Here is a 21,555-nt window from a genome sequence, read left to right on the forward strand (position 1 = left end):
GAAGCCGTGTGAAGGGGCTAAAATCGATTTTGTTATGGGGCCTGATTTCCGTCCTCGGGGCCGCAGCGTTTGCCATTTTGGCTTTAAGCCGCGGCGAATCGGTCAACGCCATGTGGCTGATCGTCGCCGCTGTCTGCACGTATGCGGTCGCCTATCGTTTTTACAGCCGGTTTATCGCCCGCAAAGTGTTCGGTCTTGATGATAACCGGAAAACGCCGGCTGAGGTGTTCAATGACGGAAAAGACTATGTTCCGACGAACAAATGGGTGCTGTTCGGGCATCACTTCGCCGCTATTGCGGGTGCGGGACCGCTTGTCGGACCGATTCTGGCCGCGCAGATGGGGTACTTGCCGGGGACGCTTTGGATTGTGATCGGCGTTGTGCTCGGCGGAGCGGTGCAAGACTTTGTCATTTTGTTCGCTTCGATGCGCCGAAACGGGAAGTCGCTTGGCGAAATGATCAAGGAAGAAATGGGACCGGTGACGGGCTTGATCGCAGCGCTTGGCATTTTGGGCATTATGATTATTTTATTGGCCGTATTGGCGCTCGTTGTTGTGAAAGCGCTTGTCGGAAGCCCGTGGGGGATGTTTACGATCGCCGCGACGATTCCGATTGCGATTTTGATGGGCATTTACATGCGCTTTATCCGCCCGGGGCGTGTGGCAGAGGCGTCGCTTGGGGGATTTGTGCTGTTGATTTTGTCGATTGTGGCCGGTCAGTACGTCGCAGAGCACCCGACGCTCTCGGCGATGTTTACGCTCAAAGGGGAAACGATCGCCATCTTAATGATCATTTATGGCTTCGTTGCCTCGGCGCTGCCGGTATGGCTGTTGCTTGCGCCGCGCGACTATTTGAGCACGTTCTTGAAAATCGGTACGATCGTTGGACTGGCGCTTGGCATTTTCGTCGTCATGCCGGACTTGCAAATGCCGGCGGTGACGAAATTTATCGACGGCACCGGGCCGGTGTTCGCCGGCGACTTGTTCCCGTTCTTGTTCATTACGATCGCTTGCGGCGCGGTGTCTGGATTCCACGCGCTCGTTTCATCCGGTACAACGCCGAAGATGATTGAGCTTGAAAGCCATGCGCGGCCGATCGGCTACGGTGCGATGTTGATGGAGTCGTTCGTCGCTGTCATGGCGATGGTGGCGGCTTGCGTCTTGACGCCAGGGGCGTATTTTGCCATCAACAGCCCGGCGGCGGTGATTGGCCAAGATGTGGCACAGGCGGCAAAAGTGGTATCGTCATGGGGTTTCACCGTAACGCCGGATATGCTTGCGCAGCTGGCGAAAGACGTCGGCGAGCAAACGGTGTTGTCACGCACGGGCGGGGCGCCGACGTTGGCGATCGGGATGGCGCACATTTTATCGAGCGTCATCGGTGGCAAGGCGCTTATGGCGTTCTGGTATCACTTTGCCATCCTGTTTGAAGCGCTGTTCATTTTGACGACGATTGACGCCGGCACGCGCGTCGGCCGTTTCATGATCCAAGATATTATGGGCACGTTTTACAAACCGCTTGGCAAAACGGATTCGCTTGCCTCGAACTTGATCGCCACGACCCTTTGCGTATTGGCATGGGGTTACTTCCTATACCAAGGCGTCGTCGATCCACTGGGCGGCATCAACACGCTATGGCCGCTGTTTGGCATCGCCAACCAAATGTTGGCGGGCATCGCCTTGTTGTTTGCGACGACGGTTCTATTTAAAATGGGCAAAAAGGCATATGTTTGGGTCACGCTCGTGCCGACAACATGGCTTTTGGTCGTCACGCTGACGGCCGGGTATCAAAAGCTGTTCCATGAAAACGTCAAAATTGGTTTCTTGTCGCATGCAAAAATGTTCCAAGACAGCTTGAGCCAAGGCAAAATTTTGGCGCCGGCAACGAATGAGGCGCAAATGCGGCAAATTATTATGAACGACTACATTGATGCGACATTGTGCGCGATTTTCATGCTCGTGGTGATCGCCATGCTCATTTCCGCATTGAACATCTGGATCAAAGTGCTTCAAAACAAACATGTGCCGCTCAAAGAAGCGCCGTATGTGCCGCGCGATGGAGAAGGAGCGAAGCACTATGCCTAAATGGCTGCAAAACGTTTTGGCTTATCGCCGGCAGTTTCTTGACTTGCTTGTCGGCGTGCCGAGTTATGAAAAATATGTTGAGCATATGAAAACCCATCACCCTGGCGAGCCGATTAAGTCGCGGAAAGAGTTTTTCTGCGAGGCGCAAGAGGCGCGCTACAATGCCAAAGGCGGCAAAGTGTCGCGTTGCTGCTAGCGGACGAGAAGGAAGGAGGGGCGCGTTCCCTTCTTCCTTTTTTCTTCTTGTTTATCATCGTGGAGAAACATGTTCGATTGGCGGCATGGCTTTTGTGAAAGACGTTGGAAGCGTAGGATCAACCCTCAAGTAGAGAAAGGAGCTGTACATACGATGCGCATTCTGTTTGTCGGAGCGGGAGCGGTCGGCGGGTATTTCGGCGGCCGTCTTCTTGAAAAAGGGGTGGACGTAACGTTTCTTGTCCGCGAGCGCAGAAAACAGGAACTGGAGAAATACGGGCTTGTCATCCACAGCATCCATGGCGATGCGGTATTGGCGCCGAGATTGCTTGTTGCCGGTGAATCGGCCGAGCCATTTGATCTTGTCGTGTTCTCAAACAAAGCGTACCATTTAGACGGCGCCATCGCCGACGCGAAACCGTATGTTGGAGAGGCGACGATGATTTTGCCGTTGTTAAATGGCATGGCCCATATGGAGGCGTTATGGAAGGCGTTCGGCCGCGAGAATGTCTTAGGCGGGCTTTGCTTTATCGAAACGACGTTAAACGAGAGAGGGGAGATCATCCAAACGAGCCCGGCGCATGAGATGCGTTTCGGCGAATGGCCCGCAGGACGGACTGAACGGGTGAAGGCGCTCGAATCGCTGTTTGCCGGCGCCAATGCCCGTTTTCGCCTAAGCGAACAAATTGCGGCTGATATGTGGAACAAATATTTGTTTATCGCGACGATGTCGGGCGTGACGACGCTGTTCCGCGCCCCGATCGGGCCGATTCGCTCCGGCGAGTACGGGAGCGTCATCATCGACCGGCTGTTTCGCGAAATCAAAACGATCATCCAAGCGCATGGGGCGCCGTTGACCGATGAAATGGCCGAGCGGCAACGCACCCAGCTCGAACAGATCGCCCCAACGATGAAATCGTCCATGCAGCGCGATATGGAAAAAGGACAGCTCATCGAAGCCGACCATTTGCAAGGGTATTTGCTGGCATTGGCGAAACGGCATGGCATCCATGCCCCGATGCTTGAGGCAGTATATCACAATTTAAAAATTTATGAAGCGAGCCGCGCAACGAGTTGATCAACCCCAGCCGGTTGGCAGGAGCGTGCAGCCCCGTCAACCGGCTGTTTTTTTGAGAAAAAGAAAAGTTGTTTATCGCACCAATATCGTGTACAGTTAATAGTGAAAACGTGTGCACAAGGAGGAGGCAGCCTTGAAAAAAACATGGTGGAAAGAAGGCGTTGCGTATCAAATTTATCCTCGCAGCTTTATGGATGCCAACGGCGACGGCATCGGTGATCTTCGCGGCATCATCGAAAAGCTGGATTATTTGGTGGAGCTTGGAGTCGACATCATTTGGATTTGTCCGATTTACCGGTCGCCGAACGCCGATAACGGATATGACATCAGCGATTATTATGCCATTATGGATGAGTTTGGAACGATGGATGACTTCGATGAATTGCTTGCCCAAGCCCATCGGCGCGGGTTGAAAGTCATTTTGGATTTGGTCATCAATCATACGAGTGATGAGCATCCGTGGTTTATCGAATCGCGGTCATCGCGAGACAATCCGAAGCGCGACTGGTACATTTGGCGCGACGGCAAAGACGGGCGCGAACCGAACAACTGGGAAAGCATTTTCGGCGGCTCGGCATGGCAGTATGACGAGCGGACGGGGCAGTACTATTTACATCTTTTCGATGTGAAACAGCCCGATTTGAACTGGGAAAACAGAGAGGTGCGCGAAGCGCTGTATGACATGATCAACTGGTGGCTGGATAAAGGCATCGACGGCTTTCGCATCGACGCGATTTCCCACATTAAGAAAAAGCCGGGTCTTCCCGATTTGCCAAATCCGAAGGGGCTGAAGTACGTGCCGTCATTTGCTGCGCACATGAACCAGCCAGGGATTATGGAGTATTTGCGAGAGTTGAAAGAGCAAACGTTTGCACGATATGACATTATGACGGTCGGCGAGGCGAACGGAGTAACGGTTGATGAGTCCGAACAATGGGTCGGGGAAGAAAACGGCGTGTTTCATATGATTTTTCAGTTTGAGCATTTAGGGCTTTGGAAAAGGAAAGCCGATGGTTCGATCGATGTCCGCCGGCTGAAGCGGACGTTGACGAAATGGCAAAAAGGATTGGAAAACCGTGGGTGGAACGCGCTCTTTTTGGAAAACCACGACTTGCCTCGATCAGTGTCGACATGGGGAAATGACGGCGAGTATTGGGCGGAGAGCGCGAAGGCGCTTGGCGCGCTCTACTTTTTCATGCAAGGGACGCCGTTCATTTACCAAGGGCAAGAGATCGGGATGACGAACGTGCAATTTTCCGACATTCGCGACTACCGCGATGTCGCTGCCTTGCGTCTGTATGAACTCGAACGGGCGAACGGCCGGACGCATGAGGAAGTGATGAAGATCATTTGGCAAACCGGGCGCGACAACTCGCGCACCCCGATGCAATGGTCTGGTGCCCCAAACGCTGGATTCACGACAGGTACGCCATGGATCAAGGTGAACGAAAACTATCGTACGATCAATGTCGAGGCCGAGCGGCGCGACCCGAACTCGGTATGGTCGTTTTATCGACAAATGATTCAGCTTCGGAAAGCGAACGAGCTGTTTGTTTACGGAACGTACGATCTGCTTTTGGAAAACCACCCATCCATTTACGCGTACACAAGAACGCTTGGCCGCGATCGGGCGCTTATCATGGTCAACGTATCTGATCGTCCTTCACTTTACCGCTATGACGGCTTCCGCCTTCAGTCAAGCGATTTGGCGCTCTCGAACTACCCGGTCCGTCCGCATAAAAATGCGACGCGTTTTAAGCTGAAGCCGTACGAGGCGCGCGTATACATCTGGAAAGAATAAGAAGGAATTTGCCTTTCTGTGTGGAATGAATGAATACGGAAGGGAGATGATCAACATGGCGACGGTCGATCCGATTCGCTACCCGATCGGAACGTTTCAAGAGCCGGAGCGTTTTGAGGCTGAGGAGGTGCAAAAGTGGATTGCTGCCATCCGCGGACTGCCGAACGACTTAAGAACCGCTGTTTCCGGCTTGAACGATGAGCAGCTGAACACGCCGTATCGCGACGGCGGCTGGACGGTGGCCCAAGTCGTCCATCATTTGGCTGATGCAAGCATGAATGCGTTTTTGCGCACGAAATGGGGAGTGACGGAAGACGGCCCAACGGTGAAGCCGTTTGCGGAAAGTGAATGGGCGAAAACAGCTGATGCCCGTACATTGTCGATTGAATCGTCGCTTTTACTGCTTGACGGGCTGCATGCGCGCTGGACGGTGTTGCTTGAATCGATGACGGAGGTGGATTTTCACCGAACCATTCGGCCGGAAGGGGCAGCGGGGGAGATGCCGCTGTATGTATTGACCGCGTTGTATGCATGGCATGGGAAACATCATACCGCACAAATTGTGTCGTTGCGCAAACGAAAAGGATGGTAAAGGCTGCCGATTGTTCGGCGGCTTTTTTCTTCATCCTATTTCGCGCAGGAGACTCCCACTTCAACGACCAAAGGGAGTAAGTGGGAGAGGAATGCGCGTTCCCCCTTTCTTTTGTGTATGATCGAATAAAGGCGTGGAGAAAACCGTTCAATAAAGGCACTCCCATAACGGCTGCTCGATGTATGGAGTTGGTTGCAGGAAACGTTGCAACCGTCAAACATCGATCGTAGGTCCGTCTGTTGTGTGTGGAAGCCAAGTACTGCCAACAGACACACCGAGAGAATCGGTAACGATGCAGGCATGACCTGCGTGGTTGGGCAGTTGTCAACCTGCCCCTGATGCAACCCCAAGTCAAGGAAGGAGGACGAAGTCCGTTTGCACTTCTGGGGAGTTGCAAGCCCTCACTTCAAGCGTGCGCGAAGTGGGGGTAGTTGACGCATCATAGAAGGATGGTGCTGCGCAAACAACACCCGGGAACCGCCGGCTGGGCGGGGCTTTTTTGTCGTCATCTTGCCGGGAGAACGGTGAAATCACATTTTGCTTAAACGGCGGCATAGGATTATGTTATACTAACAAATATTAAGGGACACGAAATACATCGTTCGCAAGGGGGATCGGTATGGGAGCGGAGCAGCAGCCGCTTATGGCAGAACAAAAAGAAAAAATATGGACGAAAGATTTTGTTTTGATTTGTTTGGCCAATTTTTTTGTGTTTCTTGGGTTTCAAATGACGCTGCCGACCCTTCCGCTGTTTGTCGAGCATTTGGGCGGCAACGATCAGCTGATTGGCGTTGTCGTCGGTGTGTTTACGTTTTCGGCGCTCATCGTCCGTCCGTTCGCCGGCCATGCGCTTGAGACGAAAGGGCGCCGGTTTGTGTTTTTATTGGGGCTTCTCATTTTTGTCATTTCTGTCGGTTCCTACAGCTTGATCTCAAGCATTTTCCTTCTCTTTTTGATGCGGGTCGTCCAAGGAATTGGCTGGGGGTTTTCGACAACCGCTTCCGGAACGGTGGCGACGGACATCATTCCAGCGAGCTGCCGCGGGGAAGGAATGGGCTATTACGGGCTGTCGGGGAATATCGCCTTGGCGTTTGGTCCGTCGCTTGGACTTGTGCTTGCCGCTATGATTCCGTTTAGCCATCTGTTTGCCATTTGTGCGGCGCTTGGAGTCGCTTCGGTGCTGTTTGCCGCCGCGATCACGTATAAAAAAGCGGAAGCCGTGCATGGCAAAGGGGCGAACAGATGGGATTTGTATGAAAAAAGCGCTTTGACCCCGTCGTTGCTGTTGTTTTTCTTGACGGTGACGTTCGGCGGCATCGCCTCATTCTTGCCTCTATATACGGCGCAAAAACAGATCGGCGGCCTGCAGCTGTACTTTTTGCTTTACGCGCTGGCCTTGATGGTGACGCGAACGTTCGCTGGCCAGTTGTATGACCGAAAAGGGCATCGAGCCGTCTTTCTCCCTGGTGCGGGGCTTATTTTGCTGGCGATGCTTCTTCTCGCTTGGCTGCCGGGAGAATGGGCGTTGCTTTTGGCGGCGGTGCTGTACGGTTTCGGCTTTGGCATGGTGCAACCGGGGCTGCAGGCGTGGTCCGTCGAGCGGGCGCCTGCCCACCGCAAGGGAATGGCGAACGCGACATTTTTCTCGTTTTTTGATTTAGGGGTCGGCGTCGGGGCGATGGTGTTTGGCCAAATCAGCCATTGGTTCGGCTATCCGAGCATTTATTTAGCTGCTAGCGGTTCGGTGCTCCTTTCGATGCTTGTCTATCTGTCGGTCTTGCATAAAGAACAATCGCTTCGCCCCAGGGAACGAAAAAACGCTTAGGGATAACCCCTAGGCGTTTTTTCTGCCCAGCGGCGCATCGAAACGGCCTTTGAGAGCGGCTCGTCACCGCCGGGAATGCACTTCGTAAATGGCGAATTTTAAGTAGTCGCCTTCTTCCGCGGCAAGGAGTTTCGGGTGGTCGTAGCCGGCGCCGTTCCAATATACTTGGCGCAGCACTTTTTTCGCGTCAAATGCGGCATCAGCGATCATCTCTTGAAATAGGTGCGGGCGGACGTGGTACGAGCAGCTTGATGTGACGAAAAAGCCGCCGTCTTTGACAAGCTTCAATCCGTTTAAGTTAATGTCTTTATAGCCGCGCAGCGCCTTCGGGACGGCATGGGCCGATTTCGCGAACGCCGGCGGGTCGATGATGACAACATCCCACTGTTTGCCGGCGCGCACCGACTCGCGCAAATAGTCGAAAGCGTTGGCGACGACAAATTCAACGTTCGTGAATCCGTTTAACGCGGCGTTCCGTTTCGCCGTTTCGATGGCATGTTCAGAAATATCGACGGCAGTAGCATGTTTTGCCCCATACAGACAAGCGTTTAGCATAAACGAGCCGGTATGGGTGAAGCAGTCGAGCACGGTCGTCTCCGGGCCGATGAGCGGACGAAGAGCGGCGCGGTTTTGCCGTTGGTCGAAGAAAAAGCCGGTTTTTTGTCCGTTTTCAATATCGACGATGTATTTCACGCCGTTTTCCTCGATTTCGATTTCCGTTTCCGCTTCTCCGTACCAAAAGCCTTTTTCTTGTTTGAGGCCTTCAAGCTCGCGGACGGACACATCGTTGCGCAAATAAATGGCCCTTGGGGCAAACACGTCAAGCAAGCCGCGCAAAATCCAGTCTTTCCGCCTTTCCATGCCGAGCGCCAAAATTTGCACAACAAGCACATCTTCATATTTGTCGACGATCAATCCGGGCAAAAAGTCGGCTTCGCCATAGACGGCGCGGCAGGAGCGAACGCCGGGAATCATCCGTTCACGGTACGCCCACGCCTGACGGATGCGGTCGATGAAAAAGCGCTCATCGAGTTCATCGTTTCGGTTTTGCGTCAAGACGCGGACGATGATTTGCGAAGCGGGGTTGATATATCCTTTCGCCAGCCAATAACCTTGATGATTGTAAACGTCAACGAAGTCGCCCGGCGTCGCATCGCCTTCGATGCGGTCGACTTCACTTCGAAAAATCCATGGATGCCCTTGCTCAAGCCGTTTTTTCCGTTCTCTTTTCAGGATGACCTTCGCCATCGTTTCCACTCCCATTCCGTCGTCAATTGCTGCGTTTCCATCATAGCGGATTGCAACGCATAGCGCAACGTCGGAGAAAAAAAGATTGACAATCGTTCGTGCCATGGTATGATTAAGTGTAAAGAAAACTGAAAATTGCACCATCATCCACTAGGGGGGCCTTTAGAAAGGCTGAGATCAAAGTGTGCCTTTGAGACCCTTAGCACCTGATCTGGGTAATGCCAGCGTAGGGAAGTGGAGGAGCAGCACAGCAAGGCTAGGCTTTGCCTTGCCAACGTCGCATGCCCACGCCGCTTTCTTTACGCCAATCGGCAAAGGAAGCGGCGTTTTTATTTTGCCAAAAAGGGGGAAAACGAATGTCATTTGCCAAACAATTGCGTCAAGCGGCCGATCCGATCTGGCAGGCGAGTTTCCGCCATCCGTTTGTTCAGGAGCTTGGCCAAGGGACGCTTGCGCGCGAGAAGTTTCGCTATTACGTGATGCAAGATGCCTATTATTTGCGCCATTTTGCCCGCGTGCAGGCGATCGGGGCGGCGAAATCGCCGGATTTGGCGACGACAGCCCGGTTGGCGCACCATGCACAAAGCACGTGCGAAGCCGAGCTGTCGCTGCATGAAACGTTCGCCGAGCTCTTGGGCATTACGGAAGAGGAAAGGGCGGCGTTCATTCCGGCGCCGACGGCGTACGCCTATACGTCGCACATGTACCGCGCGGCGTACGAAGGGCATCTCGGTGATGTTATCGCCGCCATTTTGCCGTGCTACTGGCTGTATTACGAAATTGGCGAGCGCTTGAAAATGTGCCGCCCGAATGATCCGATTTATGAAAAATGGATCGGCACCTACAGTTCGGACTGGTTCCGCTCGCTTGTGGAAGAGCAAATCGCGCGGCTTGACGACATCGCTGACGAGGTCACCGAAGAGGATCGCCATCGGATGAAGCGGCATTTCCTCATCAGCAGCGAATATGAGTACGAGTTTTGGGAGATGGCGTATCGGCTTGAGCAGTGGCCGTCGGCTGAATTGGCGGCGAGCCGTTGACGCAAGACAAGGAGGAGAACAGGATGGAAGTGAAGACAAAAGGGTTAAAATTGGCGGATATTTTAACGACGATCGTCATTGCGATTGTGTTTGGCATTATTTACAAATTATGGGCCCCGCTATATAGCGCGGTGGGAGCAGTAGGGTTTCATCTCGATCAACTCATTTACGGCATGTGGTTTATCGCCTCCTCGCTCGCTTATTTGCTCATTCGCAAGCCAGGGGTGGCGTTGCTCGCGGAGATTGCGGCTTCGTCCGGCGAGCTGATCATGGGATCGCAATGGGGGCTTGAAGTGCTCATTTACGGGGTCGTTCAAGGGCTGTTTGCCGAGCTCGTCTTTGCCGCCTTCCGCTATCGGCGCTTTGATGTGTTCGTTGTATCGCTCGGCGCGGTCGGGGCGACGATTGGCTCGCTCATCATGGACTTTTACAAAGGCTATATTGAGGCGCTCGCCCCATGGAATATGGCGCTCTTTTTGCTGGCGCGTTTTATCGGCGCCATCCTCATCTCCGGCGTGCTTGCTGTTTCATTGGCGAAAGCGCTCGAAAAAACCGGAGTGACGCAAATGTGGCGGCCGGCCTCGAAAGACGATTACGATGCATTGAACCGGTAAGGCGGCGAATGGCGATGAAACAAGCAATTGCGATTGATCGGCTGCGCCTGAAATTTCCCGGGAGCGACGGGCTGCTGTTTCGCGACTTGTCGCTTTCGATTGCCGAGGGGGAGAAAGTGCTCCTCCTTGGTCCGTCGGGATGCGGCAAGTCGACATTATTGCAAGTGATGGCTGGCATCATTCCCCACTCGATCGATGTGCCGATGAAAGCGGAGCGCCTTAAGCGGCCGGAACGGTGGGGCTATGTTTTCCAAGATCCTGATGCGCAATTTTGCATGCCGTATGCGGACGAGGAAATCGCTTTTGCCCTCGAAAATCGAAGCGTGCCGCGCCACGAGATGCCCGTCCGCATCCGTGCGCTGCTGAACCAAGTCGGTTTGGAGATCGCTCCGCATACTGATATTCATACGCTTTCCGGCGGGATGAAACAGCGGTTGGCGCTCGCTTCGGTGCTGGCGCTTGAGCCGGATGTCTTGTTTTTGGATGAGCCGACGGCGCTGCTTGATGAAGAAGGGACGAAGGCGGTATGGCAAACGGTGAAGAAGGTGGGCCGCGGCAAAACGGTCATCATCGTCGAGCATAAAATTGACCATGTGCTCGACTTTGTGGATCGCATTGTCTTGTTCGGCCGCGATGGGCGCATCATCGCCGACGGCGAGGCGAAGGCGGTGTTTTCCGACTATAAAGACGTCATTGCCGCTGAAGGGATCTGGTATCCAGGCGTCTGGGACGACTATGACCGGACGGCAAGGCAGCGAACTCGCCATCAAGGCGAGGAGCTTCTTCGCCTCGACCGTTTTCGCGGGTTCCGCGGCCGGGAGGCGAAAATCTATGTTCCTAAAGCAACGGTGCACGCCGGCGAATGGATTGCCGTCACCGGAAAAAACGGCGCCGGTAAAAGCACGTTGCTGCACGCGCTTATGCAACTCATCCGCACGGACGGAGAGTATATGCTGCTAGGCGCCGACATCAAGCGGCAACACCCGCTCTACCGCCATATTGCGTTTGTTTTCCAAAATCCGGAGTGGCAATTTGTCGCCCATTCCGTCCGCGAAGAGCTCGCCTACTCGCTTCGGCTTGAAGGGCGGCCGGAAGCGGAAATCGAGGAAACCATCACCCGCCTGTTGCGTGAATTTGACCTTGTTGAGCAGCAAGACCAGCACCCGTACCAGCTGTCAGTCGGGCAAAAACGGCGGCTGAGCGTGGCTGCTTCGATCGTCGCCGGCCAACGCCTCTTTTTGCTTGATGAGCCGACATTTGGGCAGGATGCGAAAAACACGTTCGCGTTGCTGGCGATGCTTGAATCATACCGTGAGCAAGGGGCGGCGATCATCATGGTCACCCACGACGAGCAAATTGTCCGTCGTTTTGCGACGAGACGGTGGGTCGTTGAAGATGGAGCGCTTGTTCGCGATGAGCGCCTTGCTGCTGTGGAGCCTGTATTGGCCGAAGGAGGAACATGGCGATGAACTGGGACATTCAGCGCCGTGAAACATGGCTTTATGAAGCGAACCCGAGTTTGAAGCTCATTGTGCTCGTCATGCTCTTTTTTGCGGTGTTGTTCATTCATAACCCGAACGTGCTGATTAACGTTTCGCTCGCTCTCTTCGTTTTGTTTTGCTTTGGCACCGGCTATCCGGCGAATGTGTTGTTTTGGCTGTTTTTGCCGTTTTTCCTCGTGTTTGTTTCGACGGCTTCATCGATGATGATGTTTGGCGAGGGAACGACGACATGGTTTCGCTGGGGGCTCATCCATGTTACAGCGGAAAGTTTTTGGCGCGGGGTGCACATCGGGTTTCGCGCTTTGGCGCTTGGGCTTCTCGGCTTGATTTTTTCGCTGACGACCCGGCCGGTTCCGTTGTTTTATTCGCTCATGCAGCAGTTGAGACTGAAGCCAAAGTATGCGTACAGTTTTTTGGCGGCCGTTCGCCTATTGCCGATTATGCTTGAAGAGTTTCAGGCGATCCGCTATGCGTTAACAGTGCGCGGCGTGCCGAATAAGGGCGTCCTCAGCAAAATGAAGCGCTACGCCATTCCGCTGTTGTCGCAAAGCATCCGCCGCGCCCAGCGCATCGCCGTGGCGATGGAAGCGAAACAATTTTCCGGCAGCGGGCGGCGCACGTTTTATTATGAAATCGGGTTCGGCAAATATGATATTTGGCTTGTCGCCTTGTTTGCCGCTTTGATGTTCGCCGCCTACTATGTCGGTGTTCATTATCCGTATATTTCTATAAGCGATGTACGGTAGAAAGAAAGGGATGGCGATGGGGGTTCTCCATTTCGTTTCCACCGGGCGTCAGACGGTTGACGAATTCGCCGCGATTTGTGCGCACACCCATCCGTATGCCGACCTGATTCATATTCGCGAAAAAGGGAAGACGGCGCGTGAAGTGGCGGCGTTTGTCGCGGCACTGCTTCGCGTCGGGGTGCCGCTGCAAAAAATCATCGTCAATGACCGGGTTGATGTCGCCGCTGTCTACGGTGTCAAAGGTGTGCAGCTTGCTTATCACAGCCTGCCGGTCCGCGCCGTCCGCCGCTCGTTTCCGGACTTGACGGTTGGTTGCTCGGTGCACGGGTCGGAGGAGGCGAAACAAGCCGAACAGGATGGCGCTCACTTTTGTTTGTATGGCCATATTTTTCCGACGGACAGCAAGCCCGGTTTGCCGCCGCGCGGTCTGGACTCGCTTGCGGAAATCGTGGCCGCCGTGTCCATTCCAGTCATCGCCATCGGCGGCATTCACGCCGGCAACGCCCGTCGGGTGCTGGAAGCGGGCGCAGCCGGGGTGGCAGTATTGTCGGCTGTTTTTTTCGCTGCTGACCCCGTTGCTGAGGCCAAACGGCTGGCAGACATCGTGAAAGGGAGGGGATAGGGGATGACGCATTGGTATGACGTCGCCATCGTCGGCGGCGGAGTGATTGGGGCGGCCATCGGTTTTGAGCTCGCCAAGCGGCGGCATCGCGTCGCCATTTTTGAAAAAGGAACGATGGGAAGCGGGGCGTCAAGCGCGGCAGCCGGCATGCTTGGGGCGCAATCCGAGTTTTCGACGTCAAGCCCGCTTGTGCCGCTTGCCTTGCAAAGCCGAGCTCTCATGCCGGCCTTGGCTGAAGAGCTGAGGGAGAGGACCGGCATCGATATCGGCCTTGTCGAAAAAGGATTGATCAAACTAGCGACAACGGAAGAGGAAGCAGACGATCTCTATCGCCATTATACATTTTGGCGGGGCATAGGCGAACCGGTGCAGTGGCTCACGAAAGGGGAGGAGCTTGAAATGGAGCCGCGTCTTGCGGCGGAAGCGCTTGCCGGCGCGATGTACATCCCTGGCGATGGGCAAGTGAGCGCTCCGGATTTGGCCGCCGCTCTCGCCTATGCCGCCGCCTCCGCCGGCGCTTGTCTGTACGAGTATACGGAAGTGTTCGACATCCGTTCCGACAGCAGTGGGCATGTGGTAGACACAACAGGCGGGACGTTTGCCGCCGAGGCGGTCGTCATCGCTTCCGGCGCTTGGGCGGCGCGGCTCGGCGCGCGGGTCGGGCTTTCGCTTTCCGTTTATCCGGTCAAAGGGGAATGCGTCATGGTGCGCACTCCGGTTCCGTTGTTAAAAACGACTGTATTTGCGAAAAACGGCTGCTACATCGTTCCGAAATCAGGAAACCGGCTGCTCATCGGAGCGACGACCACGCCCGGCACGTTCGATCGGCGCGTATCGGCCGGTGGGGTGATGAACTTGCTTCACCGCGCCGCCAGTCTTGTTCCGGACATTGAACAGGCGGAATGGGTGGGGGCATGGAGCGGCATTCGGCCGCAGACCGAAGACGGCTTGCCTTATCTAGGCGAGCATCCGGAGCGGCGCGGCTTATTCGTCGCTGCCGGCCATTACCGGAACGGCATTTTGCTCAGCCCGTTGACCGGTCTGCTTGTCGCCGACTTAGTGGAGCGGAAAGAGACGGCGTTTGACCTTGCGCCATTTTCGTTGACACGCCATATCGGAAAGGTGGGGGTGGAATGACGTTAGTGATTAACGGGGAGGCAGTCGCCGTGCCCGACGAGGTGAAAACGGTGGGCGATTTGCTTGCCCATTTCCGGCTTGAGAACAAGCTTTGCATCGTCGAAGTCAATGTCCGCATCATCCAAAAACATGAGTATGAGACGAAGGCGCTATGTGATGGCGATCGCGTGGAAATCGTTCATTTTGTAGGAGGCGGTTGAGATGTTGAAAATTGGCCCATATGAATTCTCTTCGCGGCTGTTGCTCGGCACGGGCAAATATCCGAGCTTGGACGTGCAAAAAGAAGCGGTGGAAGCATCAGGGGCGGAAATTTTAACGTTCGCCGTCCGGCGGATGAACATCTTTTCTCCGGAGCAGCCGAACTTTTTAGAGCAGCTCGATTTAAGCAAATATAAGCTTTTGCCGAACACCGCCGGGGCGAAAACGGCCGAAGAAGCGGTGCGCATCGCCCGGCTCGCCAAGGCATCCGGATTGTGTGATATGATAAAAGTAGAAGTGATCGGCTGCGACAAAACGCTCCTCCCAGACCCGATCGAGACGTTGAAAGCGGCGGAAATGCTGCTTGAGGAAGGGTTTATTGTGTTGCCGTACACATCCGATGATGTCGTGCTGGCGAAGCGGCTAGAGGAGCTTGGCTGCCATGCGATCATGCCAGGCGCCTCGCCGATCGGGTCCGGACAAGGCATCATCAATCCGCTCAATTTGAGCTTTATCATTGAGCAGGCGAACGTGCCGGTCATTGTGGACGCTGGCATCGGTGGACCGGCGGACGCGGCGCTGGCGATGGAGCTTGGCGCGGATGGGGTGCTCTTGAACACCGCTGTTTCCGGCGCGGCCGATCCAGTGAAAATGGCGAAAGCGATGAAGCTGGCGGTGGAAGCGGGCCGGCTCGGCTATGAAGCCGGACGCATCCCGAAAAAACGGTACGCGTCAGCGAGCAGCCCAACGGAAGGAATGAGTGTTGTTTGAACGAACGGTATTCCCGGCAGCAATTGTTTGCACCGATTGGCGTGGAAGGGCAAAAGAAAATACGGGGAAAGCATGTCGTGTTAGTCGGCGCCGGAGCGCTCGGCACAGGCAACGCCGAAGCGCTCGTTCGCGCCGGCATCGGCAAATTGACGATCATTGACCGCGATTACGTCGAATGGAGCAACTTGCAGCGCCAGCAGCTTTACAGCGAAGCGGATGCGAAGGAGCGGCTGCCAAAGGCGATCGCCGCCAAACGGCGCCTTGAACAAATCAACAGCGAGGTTGAGATCGAGGCCATTGTCGGCGACGCCGGCCCGGAAGAATTGGAAACGATCGCCCTCAAGCAACGTCCTGACTTATGGATCGATGCGACAGACAATTTTGATACGCGCCTTGTCATCAATGACGTTGCCTACAAGTACAACATTCCGTGGATTTATGGCGCTTGTGTCGGCAGTTACGGTTTAAGCTGCGCCTTCATTCCGAACCGCACGCCTTGTTTGTATTGCTTGCTTGAAACGGTGCCGCAAGGGGGATTGACGTGCGATACGGCCGGCATTATCAGCCCAGCGGTGCAAATGGTTGTCAGCTATCAGATGGCTGAGGTGTTAAAAATTTTAGTGGAGGACTGGTCGGCGCTCCGCGGCAAGCTCGTTTCGTTTGACCTTTGGACGAACGAATATGCCGCCATTCGGATTGATGGGGTGAAAAAGGACAGTTGCCCGACGTGCGGACGTTATCCATCTTATCCGTTTCTTTCCTATGAACAACGGACGAAGACTGCCGTCTTGTGCGGGCGCGATTCCGTGCAAATCCGTCCGCCTGCTTTGCGCCAGTACGACTTGAATGAATTGGCGGAGCTGTTTCGCCGCCAAGGGCTTCAAGCGGAAGCGAACCCGTATCTTGTCTCCGTTTCGCTCGGTGACAAGCGATTGGTTGTCTTTCGCGACGGCCGTGCGCTTGTGCACGGCACGAAAGATGTGCAGGAAGCCAAAGCCATTTATTATCGCTATTTAGGCTAAAGCGAGACCCCATGCATTGGCGGCCGCTTTCGTCTTAATATGGCAATGTCATCAAACTGTCAAATCCATGTCCTTCCTCTCCCCTTTTTTTCGCCATCTATATGGTATGATGAAAGCGGGGATGGAAAGGGAGGGAGAAGGAATGGACGAGTGGTCGGTGACGTTCAACATTGCCTCATTGCTTGTTCTTGTGTATTTCATTGGTTCTTGTTGGTTTGAGTCATGATGTGAAGGTGTCCCAAAAGGATCGGGACACCTTTTCTTATTTGTTATTTGCTGTATAAATTCAACACGATCAAAACGATCTATTGCTCCCTGCTTAGGAGAGCACGGTCTTTTAAGACAGCCATGTTTTCATTCAAGAAACTGGATTTATGGTGGAAGAAAAACCGCCAGCTGTAGTCAGTTGGCGAAAAATTTGTTATATTTAAAGTAAGGAGGGCAACGCCGGCTTCCGCCGGCCGCGCGCTCCGTGCAGCCAACGTTGTTTCCATAAGCATGATTCGGCGGAAAAATGGATATGAATAACATCGTCACCATCCATAGGAGTGTGAAGATTCGTTGGAAGAGTGGCCGTTAAGGTTATTCGGGTGGTTTTTCCTCTCCCTGCTTGCCAATGTGCTGTTCGCTTCAGCAGAAGCCGCGTTTTCCCTGGCAAGCAAGGCACGGTTGCGGCATTATGCGGAAGAGCATCTGCACAATAAGCGCCTCCAAGCGGTGATCGGTCAGCTTGACCGCGTGTTGTTGGCGCTTGCTGTGGCCAACCGCTTCACCAACGTCGTGACGGTCGTGCTGTTTACGGACATCGCCGTTTCGTTGCTTGGGGAACAGATGGGCTTGTTTGCCACGCTGGCGGTGATGACCGTATTATTTGTCGTCTTCGGTGAAATTTTGCCAAAATCGATGGCGAAAGAGCATGCGGAGCAGCTCGCCATCCGATACGCCAGTCTTGCCTATGCGCTGATGAAGTTGATGACGCCGGTTACGGCGTCGCTCCAAGCCTTAAAAGATCGAATCGCCAAGAGGTTCGCCAATGGGGTGGCTGTGCCGGCTGTGACGGAGGAAGATATTAAAGTGATGGTTGAGCTGAGTGAAGAGGAAGGGGTCATTGACAACAAAGAAAAAGAATTGATCCAACGTTCGCTCGATTTTGATGAAATTTTGGTCGGAGAAATTTTCACGCCGCGCGCTGATATGGTGGCGGTGGAAGTGAACCAGCCGATTGAAGAGATTCGCGACGTGTTTTTGGAAGAGAAATATTCCCGCATCCCGGTTTATGAAGGGGATATTGACAACGTGATCGGCATTTTGTCGGAAAGCGACTTTTTCAGCGAGCTTGTGCAAAAGCGGGAGGTGCGCATCCGCGATTTGTTGCGCCAGCCGTTGTTCGTTGTCGAGTCCATGAAAGTGTCCGATCTCCTGCCGGAGCTGCAAAAAAGCAAAGTGCATATGGCGATCGTCGTCGACGAGTTTGGCGGCACCGCTGGCTTGATTACGCTCGAAGATATTCTCGAGCAAATTGTCGGCGAAATATGGGATGAGCATGATGAGGCGGTGAAAACGGTGCGTCAAATCGACGAGCACAGCTTCGAGTTCAGCGCCGAACTGCCGCTGGATGAATTTTGCGAAGTGATGAACATCGACGTGCCAAAGAGTGAATCGCATACGTTGGGTGGCTGGATTTTTGAGATGTTTGAGCGCATTCCAGCCGTCGGCGAAACGTTGCAATATGGATCGCTGACGTTCACCGTCCGCCAAGTCGACAATCGCCGTATTCGCAAAGTGCTTGTCTCATTGAGCCAACCGCTTGCCGAGCAGGCGGGAGGCGCCTGATTCGCTCCCCGTTTCCATATGAAAGCGCCCCGGGCTGACGGCCCGGGGCGTTTGCCATCTATATGAAGTTGTTCGTTAAGGCGGTTATTGAATGTTGCCGAATTGGCCGCCAAGTTGTTGCTGAGCCATGGCGACAAGACGTTTCGTAATTTCGCCGCCGACCGAACCGTTCGCGCGAGAAGTCGTGTCAGCGCCGAGGTTCACACCAAATTCTTGGGCGATTTCGTACTTCATTTGATCAATGGCTTGTTGAGCACCAGCGACTAACAATTGGTTGTTGTTATTGTTGCGTGCCATCGTTGATCATCTCCTCTTAAAAATTTTTGATGGTTGGGGTGGTTGGATTTGCACCAACACTTCACGCTGCAAGGCATGTGCCAAGCTTGGCTGAACCCACCGGCCCACCCGCTTTTGGCTTCGCCAGCGTCACTGTTGCAACGGATGGGTGGTTTCGCTGGCGGTACTCATAGTTTGGGACGTTTTTTGCCTGTTATGCATGGGGAGAATATGGGAATTTTTAACGTTTTACCGCTGTCACCATTAGGGAATATGTAAAGATAAGGAACATCCTAGAGGAGGAAGCAACATGAATGTATGCCCGCTGTGCAACGGGCTGCGCCGGGTGACGGTGTATTGTAGCTACTGCCGGCAACCAATGGAAGATCATGGGAAAGTTACAGATTATTTCGATGACTACAGCCCGTACATGGATGACGACGTCATGAAGCTTGTCGACGGCTATTTGCGCACGTATACGAATCATGAATGTGTTCATTTGTTTTACTGTCCGACTTGCCATGAGGAGGAAGTGCGTTTTATCAAGGAATAAGGCTGTTGATGGAGTGAAAAGAAAGGCGTTCCTTGTTTTTTTTCGGAACGCCTTCGAATGAATCTATATGAACAACAATGGGGGGTTACTTTTCATCCGCCGCTCGGATGCGCCGTTCCGTTTCAACGTCAAAGAAATGCGCTTTGTTCATATCAAGCGCCAGGTCAATCCGGTGGCCCGGCTTGATTTCCGTGCGGGCGTCGATGCGAGCGACCAATTCTTGGTTGTCGATGCTAAAATAGATCATCGATTCAGCGCCAAGCAGCTCGGCGACTTCGACGAGAGCGGTAACTTTCGTCGCCGGAGATGCTTCAAGGAAGAGCGGTTCGTCGTGAATGTCTTCCGGACGAATGCCTAAAATCACTTCCTTGCCGACATACCCTTGCTCACGCAACACTTTCATTTTTCCTTCCGGAATGCCAAATGATGTTTGGCCGACGACAAACTTGCCGTCTTGCAGCGTTCCACGAAGGAAGTTCATGGCTGGTGAACCGATAAAGCCGCCGACAAAAATGTTTTCCGGTTTTTCGTATACCTCGCGCGGCGTTCCGACTTGCTGGATGACGCCGTCTTTCATGACGACAAGACGGGTGGCCATTGTCATGGCTTCCGTTTGGTCGTGGGTGACGTAAATGGTCGTCGTTTCCAAGCGCTGATGGAGCTTCGCGATCTCCGAGCGCATTTGCACCCGCAGTTTCGCATCCAAGTTCGAGAGCGGCTCGTCCATTAAAAACACTTTTGCATCGCGGACGATGGCCCGTCCCAATGCCACGCGCTGCCGCTGCCCGCCGGAGAGCGCTTTCGGTTTGCGGTCCAAATATTGCTCGAGCCCAAGAATGCGCGCCGCCTCGCGGACGCGTTTTTCAATTTCCGCTTTCGGGAATTTGCGCAGTTTTAAACCGAACGCCATGTTGTCATAGACGCTCATATGTGGATACAGGGCGTAGTTTTGGAACACCATGGCGATGTCGCGGTCTTTCGGCGGCACATCGTTCATTCGTTTGCCGTCGATGTAAAGATCGCCTTTGGAAATTTCCTCAAGGCCGGCGATCATCCGCAACGTGGTGGATTTGCCGCAGCCGGACGGGCCGACAAATACGATAAACTCTTTGTCTTGAATATGTAAATTGAAGTCTTTGACGGCGACCACATTGTTGTCGTAAATTTTGTAAATATGATCAAGAATGAGTTCTGCCATAACCATCCTCCTCATCGCCGAAATCGTTTTCTTGCCATTAGTGTATAGAAAAATAGGAACATTCGTAAATGGACGAGGTGCACAAAAAATGCCGCCGATTTTCGGCGACATGACAAAAAAGCGGGGGATTACGAACGGCGCCGGTGCAAGATAGCCAAATAGACGGCTGCCGCCCCTTTGAACCGTTTGATGTCAACACCAGTTTGCTCCGTCCATTTATCGATTCGATATTGCAAACTATTGCGGTGCATATACAGCTTTTTCGCTGCCATCGAGACGTTTAAGTTGCATTGCAAAAACGTCTCCATCGCCCGCACTTCCTCCTCGTCGAATCCGTCAAGAAACGAGAGGGTCCGGCGGGCTTTCTCACTGACTGCTCCTTCTTCAAAGAGCGGAAGCGGAATGACGTCTTCCCATTCGTACACCGTTCGTTTCGGCCAAAAGCGCCGAGCGGCGGAAAAACACTCTTTTTCAAGGAGAAACGATTCATATAGCCGTTCATCGACGGAGCGGATTGGGCCGATCAATAAATGAAGGGCAGTATAAAAATCAGCGGCGAGCGCCTCAGCCATGTCCGCTAACGAAGGCGGCTCCGTCGTCCGCTTTTGTTTCGCTTCGACGATCAGCCCGCGCCGATCTTGTTCCCAGACGATGGCAACCGGGGAGGAAAATAAGCCGCGAACGGCGTCAGCAAACTCCTCTTTGTTGGCGATCGGCCGGCTGGCTGTAAAATGAATGAACCGGCAATACGGAGCAGCGAGCCGAGCGAGCGCGGCTGGGTCGCCGGTTGCCATCCATCGTTTCCATGCCCGCTCCTCTTCGCTTTCCGGTTCGCGTCGGCGCTCGGCGGGGGTGAAAAAAAGCGCCAGCAATCGCCGCTCCTGCTCTGTCAATCGATGCTTGGCGATGCCGATCTCATCACCATCGGCGGTATAAAACCATTCGTAATCTTCGGGGTGTTCCGGCTGACCGTTGATGACGATGTCCCCTTCATAAAGCGATTCGAGCTCTTTTAGCATCGCGGCGCACCACTTTCCGTCAAGGATGATGTCACGCCGAAGAGGAATCGGCGTTGTTTTCATTATACCAAATCCCCGCGAATGGAAAGAAAGACAATGGATGAAAGCGGGAAAGCCGCAGGATGAACGGGCGGCTTGGCCAACAGCGGTCGTTTCGAACGATCCCTGCCTAACGCATTGGCGGAGAGGCTTCATAAAACA

General features: G+C 53.9%; 21 protein-coding genes and 1 riboswitch. Of the genes, 17 read left to right on the top strand and 4 right to left on the bottom strand.

Annotated elements, in window-relative coordinates:
* Nucleotides 1–8 precede the first annotated feature (8 nt).
* The 6 genes from ETR37_RS00530 to ETR37_RS00560 all read left to right on the top strand — a co-directional run bounded on the left by ETR37_RS00530 (nucleotide 9) and on the right by ETR37_RS00560 (nucleotide 7,575).
* A complete protein-coding gene (locus tag ETR37_RS00530) occupies nucleotides 9–2,084 on the top strand; it encodes a carbon starvation CstA family protein (protein WP_081133094.1) in 2,076 nt (691 codons plus the stop codon).
* Complete coding sequence (locus tag ETR37_RS00535; protein WP_011230117.1) at nucleotides 2,077–2,280, top strand: YbdD/YjiX family protein; 204 nt, start codon at nucleotides 2,077–2,079, stop codon at nucleotides 2,278–2,280. The genes ETR37_RS00530 and ETR37_RS00535 overlap by 8 nt, the downstream gene beginning before the upstream one ends.
* Nucleotides 2,281–2,433: 153 nt before the next feature.
* Entirely contained in the window at nucleotides 2,434–3,357 is a 924-nt protein-coding gene (locus tag ETR37_RS00540; protein WP_015374006.1) for a ketopantoate reductase family protein, read from the top strand.
* Between the two features lie 133 nt (nucleotides 3,358–3,490).
* Entirely contained in the window at nucleotides 3,491–5,158 is a 1,668-nt protein-coding gene (locus tag ETR37_RS00545; RefSeq protein WP_129446773.1) for a glycoside hydrolase family 13 protein, read from the top strand.
* A 55-nt stretch (nucleotides 5,159–5,213) separates the two neighbouring features.
* A complete protein-coding gene (locus tag ETR37_RS00550; RefSeq protein WP_015374008.1) occupies nucleotides 5,214–5,750 on the top strand; it encodes a YfiT family bacillithiol transferase in 537 nt (178 codons plus the stop codon).
* A gap of 619 nt (nucleotides 5,751–6,369) precedes the next feature.
* Nucleotides 6,370–7,575 (top strand): MFS transporter, encoded by a 1,206-nt coding sequence (locus ETR37_RS00560; RefSeq protein ID WP_129446774.1) that lies wholly within the window; start codon nucleotides 6,370–6,372, stop codon nucleotides 7,573–7,575.
* A gap of 63 nt (nucleotides 7,576–7,638) precedes the next feature.
* On the opposite strand, the gene ETR37_RS00565 is transcribed toward ETR37_RS00560, so the two are convergent.
* Nucleotides 7,639–8,823, bottom strand: a complete 1,185-nt coding sequence (locus tag ETR37_RS00565; RefSeq protein WP_033005731.1) for a class I SAM-dependent rRNA methyltransferase — start codon at nucleotides 8,821–8,823, stop codon at nucleotides 7,639–7,641.
* 142 nt (nucleotides 8,824–8,965) lie between these two features.
* A riboswitch (TPP riboswitch) is annotated at nucleotides 8,966–9,073 on the top strand.
* A gap of 106 nt (nucleotides 9,074–9,179) precedes the next feature.
* On the opposite strand from ETR37_RS00565, the gene tenA reads away from it, so the two are divergent.
* The 10 genes from tenA (at nucleotide 9,180) to ETR37_RS00615 (ending at nucleotide 18,308) form a co-directional block, all read left to right on the top strand.
* Nucleotides 9,180–9,863 (top strand): thiaminase II, encoded by a 684-nt coding sequence (tenA, locus tag ETR37_RS00570; RefSeq protein ID WP_033005719.1) that lies wholly within the window; start codon nucleotides 9,180–9,182, stop codon nucleotides 9,861–9,863.
* Between the two features lie 23 nt (nucleotides 9,864–9,886).
* Nucleotides 9,887–10,477: an ECF transporter S component gene (locus tag ETR37_RS00575; RefSeq protein ID WP_033005720.1), complete on the top strand. Its 591-nt coding sequence runs from the start codon at nucleotides 9,887–9,889 to the stop codon at nucleotides 10,475–10,477.
* Nucleotides 10,478–10,491: 14 nt separating this feature from the next.
* On the top strand, nucleotides 10,492–11,946 hold the full coding sequence (locus tag ETR37_RS00580) for an ABC transporter ATP-binding protein (RefSeq protein ID WP_081132728.1): 1,455 nt from the start codon (nucleotides 10,492–10,494) through the stop codon (nucleotides 11,944–11,946).
* Nucleotides 11,943–12,725, top strand: coding sequence for an energy-coupling factor transporter transmembrane component T family protein (locus ETR37_RS00585; RefSeq protein WP_015374014.1), 783 nt, complete (start codon nucleotides 11,943–11,945; stop codon nucleotides 12,723–12,725). The genes ETR37_RS00580 and ETR37_RS00585 overlap by 4 nt, the downstream gene beginning before the upstream one ends.
* A gap of 16 nt (nucleotides 12,726–12,741) precedes the next feature.
* Complete coding sequence (gene tenI, locus ETR37_RS00590; RefSeq protein ID WP_013146260.1) at nucleotides 12,742–13,347, top strand: thiazole tautomerase TenI; 606 nt, start codon at nucleotides 12,742–12,744, stop codon at nucleotides 13,345–13,347.
* Between the two features lie 3 nt (nucleotides 13,348–13,350).
* On the top strand, nucleotides 13,351–14,484 hold the full coding sequence (thiO, locus tag ETR37_RS00595) for a glycine oxidase ThiO (RefSeq protein ID WP_129446775.1): 1,134 nt from the start codon (nucleotides 13,351–13,353) through the stop codon (nucleotides 14,482–14,484).
* Nucleotides 14,481–14,684 (top strand): sulfur carrier protein ThiS, encoded by a 204-nt coding sequence (gene thiS / locus ETR37_RS00600; protein WP_020755221.1) that lies wholly within the window; start codon nucleotides 14,481–14,483, stop codon nucleotides 14,682–14,684. Before thiO ends, thiS begins: the two co-directional genes overlap by 4 nt.
* Nucleotide 14,685: 1 nt before the next feature.
* On the top strand, nucleotides 14,686–15,453 hold the full coding sequence (locus ETR37_RS00605; protein ID WP_013146257.1) for a thiazole synthase: 768 nt from the start codon (nucleotides 14,686–14,688) through the stop codon (nucleotides 15,451–15,453).
* Nucleotides 15,450–16,475, top strand: coding sequence for a thiazole biosynthesis adenylyltransferase ThiF (locus ETR37_RS00610; protein ID WP_015374017.1), 1,026 nt, complete (start codon nucleotides 15,450–15,452; stop codon nucleotides 16,473–16,475). Before ETR37_RS00605 ends, ETR37_RS00610 begins: the two co-directional genes overlap by 4 nt.
* A 561-nt stretch (nucleotides 16,476–17,036) precedes the next feature.
* Nucleotides 17,037–18,308 (top strand): hemolysin family protein, encoded by a 1,272-nt coding sequence (locus ETR37_RS00615; protein WP_015374018.1) that lies wholly within the window; start codon nucleotides 17,037–17,039, stop codon nucleotides 18,306–18,308.
* An 84-nt stretch (nucleotides 18,309–18,392) separates the two neighbouring features.
* Here the strand turns inward: ETR37_RS00615 and ETR37_RS00620 are convergent, their stop codons facing one another.
* Complete coding sequence (locus ETR37_RS00620) at nucleotides 18,393–18,605, bottom strand: alpha/beta-type small acid-soluble spore protein (protein WP_011230133.1); 213 nt, start codon at nucleotides 18,603–18,605, stop codon at nucleotides 18,393–18,395.
* A 289-nt stretch (nucleotides 18,606–18,894) separates the two neighbouring features.
* On the opposite strand from ETR37_RS00620, the gene ETR37_RS00625 reads away from it, so the two are divergent.
* Nucleotides 18,895–19,137, top strand: coding sequence for a hypothetical protein (locus tag ETR37_RS00625; protein ID WP_081132733.1), 243 nt, complete (start codon nucleotides 18,895–18,897; stop codon nucleotides 19,135–19,137).
* Nucleotides 19,138–19,222: 85 nt separating this feature from the next.
* Here the strand turns inward: ETR37_RS00625 and ETR37_RS00630 are convergent, their stop codons facing one another.
* Together ETR37_RS00630 and ETR37_RS00635 are read right to left on the bottom strand one after the other, a co-directional pair.
* Nucleotides 19,223–20,335 carry an ABC transporter ATP-binding protein gene (locus tag ETR37_RS00630; protein WP_013146253.1) on the bottom strand — a complete coding sequence of 371 codons (1,113 nt, stop codon included), beginning with the start codon at nucleotides 20,333–20,335 and terminating at the stop codon, nucleotides 19,223–19,225.
* 128 nt (nucleotides 20,336–20,463) lie between these two features.
* On the bottom strand, nucleotides 20,464–21,354 hold the full coding sequence (locus tag ETR37_RS00635; RefSeq protein ID WP_041470640.1) for a PucR family transcriptional regulator: 891 nt from the start codon (nucleotides 21,352–21,354) through the stop codon (nucleotides 20,464–20,466).
* Nucleotides 21,355–21,555: the final 201 nt, after the last annotated feature.

The sequence above is a fragment of the Geobacillus sp. PK12 genome, from assembly GCF_004123125.1.
In the GTDB taxonomy this organism is placed as follows: domain Bacteria; phylum Bacillota; class Bacilli; order Bacillales; family Anoxybacillaceae; genus Geobacillus; species Geobacillus zalihae.

What these genes read in the sequence shown, in the direction of transcription:
- ETR37_RS00540 (WP_015374006.1), top strand. Translation starts at nt 2,434, where the DNA reads ATGCGCATTCTGTTTGTCGGAGCGGGAGCGGTCGGCGGGTATTTCGGC.
- ETR37_RS00580 (WP_081132728.1), top strand. Translation starts at nt 10,492, where the DNA reads ATGAAACAAGCAATTGCGATTGATCGGCTGCGCCTGAAATTTCCCGGG.
- ETR37_RS00535 (WP_011230117.1), top strand. Translation starts at nt 2,077, where the DNA reads ATGCCTAAATGGCTGCAAAACGTTTTGGCTTATCGCCGGCAGTTTCTT.
- tenI (WP_013146260.1), top strand. Translation starts at nt 12,742, where the DNA reads ATGGGGGTTCTCCATTTCGTTTCCACCGGGCGTCAGACGGTTGACGAA.
- ETR37_RS00585 (WP_015374014.1), top strand. Translation starts at nt 11,943, where the DNA reads ATGAACTGGGACATTCAGCGCCGTGAAACATGGCTTTATGAAGCGAAC.
- thiO (WP_129446775.1), top strand. Translation starts at nt 13,351, where the DNA reads ATGACGCATTGGTATGACGTCGCCATCGTCGGCGGCGGAGTGATTGGG.
- ETR37_RS00630 (WP_013146253.1), bottom strand. Translation starts at nt 20,335, where the DNA reads ATGGCAGAACTCATTCTTGATCATATTTACAAAATTTACGACAACAAT.
- ETR37_RS00565 (WP_033005731.1), bottom strand. Translation starts at nt 8,823, where the DNA reads ATGGCGAAGGTCATCCTGAAAAGAGAACGGAAAAAACGGCTTGAGCAA.
- ETR37_RS00620 (WP_011230133.1), bottom strand. Translation starts at nt 18,605, where the DNA reads ATGGCACGCAACAATAACAACAACCAATTGTTAGTCGCTGGTGCTCAA.
- ETR37_RS00605 (WP_013146257.1), top strand. Translation starts at nt 14,686, where the DNA reads ATGTTGAAAATTGGCCCATATGAATTCTCTTCGCGGCTGTTGCTCGGC.
- ETR37_RS00625 (WP_081132733.1), top strand. Translation starts at nt 18,895, where the DNA reads ATGAATGTATGCCCGCTGTGCAACGGGCTGCGCCGGGTGACGGTGTAT.
- thiS (WP_020755221.1), top strand. Translation starts at nt 14,481, where the DNA reads ATGACGTTAGTGATTAACGGGGAGGCAGTCGCCGTGCCCGACGAGGTG.
- ETR37_RS00635 (WP_041470640.1), bottom strand. Translation starts at nt 21,354, where the DNA reads ATGCTAAAAGAGCTCGAATCGCTTTATGAAGGGGACATCGTCATCAAC.
- tenA (WP_033005719.1), top strand. Translation starts at nt 9,180, where the DNA reads ATGTCATTTGCCAAACAATTGCGTCAAGCGGCCGATCCGATCTGGCAG.
- ETR37_RS00560 (WP_129446774.1), top strand. Translation starts at nt 6,370, where the DNA reads ATGGGAGCGGAGCAGCAGCCGCTTATGGCAGAACAAAAAGAAAAAATA.
- ETR37_RS00550 (WP_015374008.1), top strand. Translation starts at nt 5,214, where the DNA reads ATGGCGACGGTCGATCCGATTCGCTACCCGATCGGAACGTTTCAAGAG.
- ETR37_RS00575 (WP_033005720.1), top strand. Translation starts at nt 9,887, where the DNA reads ATGGAAGTGAAGACAAAAGGGTTAAAATTGGCGGATATTTTAACGACG.